Annotated in this window: 1 protein-coding gene; it reads left to right on the plus strand. The window is 52.3% G+C overall.

Features of this window, described 5'->3' with window-relative positions; genetic code table 11:
- Positions 1-301 precede the first annotated feature (301 nt).
- A complete protein-coding gene (locus tag BZK42_RS27810) occupies positions 302-1,270 on the plus strand; it encodes an IS110 family RNA-guided transposase (RefSeq protein ID WP_080861594.1) in 969 nt (322 codons plus the stop codon).
- The last annotated feature ends 148 nt before the right edge of the window (positions 1,271-1,418 follow it).

A 1,418-nucleotide genomic window follows, 5' to 3' on the forward strand; every position in this document is an offset into this window, starting at 1 on the left:
ATCTCTTCGGGCGTCAGCCCCAGGGCTTCACCGCGCTTCAGGTTTCCGGATTTCAGCTCGGCAATCAGGGTGAACAGCAACTGGTTGGATGACTGTGACAGTGAGTAATTCACGGTTGCTCCTCCTTGTATCTTGAAATTTAGCTAACATAACGATGAATAGATTTGGCACGGTGTATGCAGCCTGATTCCTCCTGGGGTTTTAAGCCCGTAAATAAGCGACTGGCGCATACGCTGAGCCACTCATCTGAAACCCGAACAGTTGTCCGTACTCCATAACGCATTTGCAAGGATGGGTAATAATGAGTCTGCCAGGTCCACTCTGTGTAGGTATTGATGTTTCGAAAGCAACGCTGGACATTGCTGCCAGCAGCACAATTGAGCCATTTTCGATTGCCAATGACGCTGACGGTTTTGATTCCATCATTGCTGAGCTGAGGAAGCACTCCGTTGCGCTTGTGCTGATGGAAGCTACCGGAGGGCTTGAAGCTGCTGTTGCCTGTGCCCTTCAGGCCGAAGGTTTTGAGCTCGCTGTGGTCAATCCCCGGCAGGCTCGTGACTTTGCCCGTGCTATGGGATACCTGGCGAAGACCGACCGTATTGATGCGAGAGTACTTGCGCAGATGGCCGAGGTTATCAATCGCCATCCGGAACGTAGCCGTTTTATCCGGGCTTTGCCGGATGCAGAACGTCAGGTTCTCAATGCAATGGTAGTTCGCAGACGGCAGTTGATCGCTATGCAGGTTGCTGAGCGAAACAGGTTGCACCCTGCTCACCCACAAAGCAGAAAAAGCATTAATACCATCATCAAAGCGCTGGAAGACGAGCTTGCGCGGATCGATGACGATATGAATAACCATATCCGAAGCCACTTCAAAGAGCTCTCTGAGCGATTGAGTAGCATTAAGGGCATCGGTGCCATGACAGTGGCCGCACTGCTGGCCGAGGTTCCTGAACTGGGGCGTCTCTCGAGACGAGAAATTAGCGCTCTCGTGGGCGTTGCCCCGGTAAACCGGGACTCTGGCACGATGAGAGGCCGACGAACCATCTTTGGTGGTCGGGCGGGTGTGCGAACTGCGCTGTACATGGCCGCACTCGTAGCAACCCGCTGCAATCCAGTTATTAAAGCGTTTTATACCCGGCTGGTTGCAGCAGGAAAACCTAAAAAAGTAGCGCTGGTTGCCTGTATGCGCAAACTGCTGACCATCCTGAATGCGATGTTCAGAAAGAACGAAGAATGGAATGAATCGTACCATCATGTTGCTCCATAATTTTTACGTTCAAGACAGTTGCTTATATATGGGTATGCCGGTTGCCGGCAGGAAATAAACAGCAATGCAGACCCGTCTTCCGGACGATGGCTTCCGGGCCGATCAGTTGCCGGTACCGTCTGAGGTGGTGGTGATTCTGACACTGAGA

It is taken from the genome of Citrobacter braakii (genome assembly GCF_002075345.1).
GTDB classification, from domain to species: Bacteria; Pseudomonadota; Gammaproteobacteria; order Enterobacterales; family Enterobacteriaceae; genus Citrobacter; species Citrobacter braakii.

Excerpts from the sequence above, each read along its gene's own strand:
- BZK42_RS27810 (WP_080861594.1), top strand. The coding sequence starts at position 302 with ATGAGTCTGCCAGGTCCACTCTGTGTAGGTATTGATGTTTCGAAAGCA.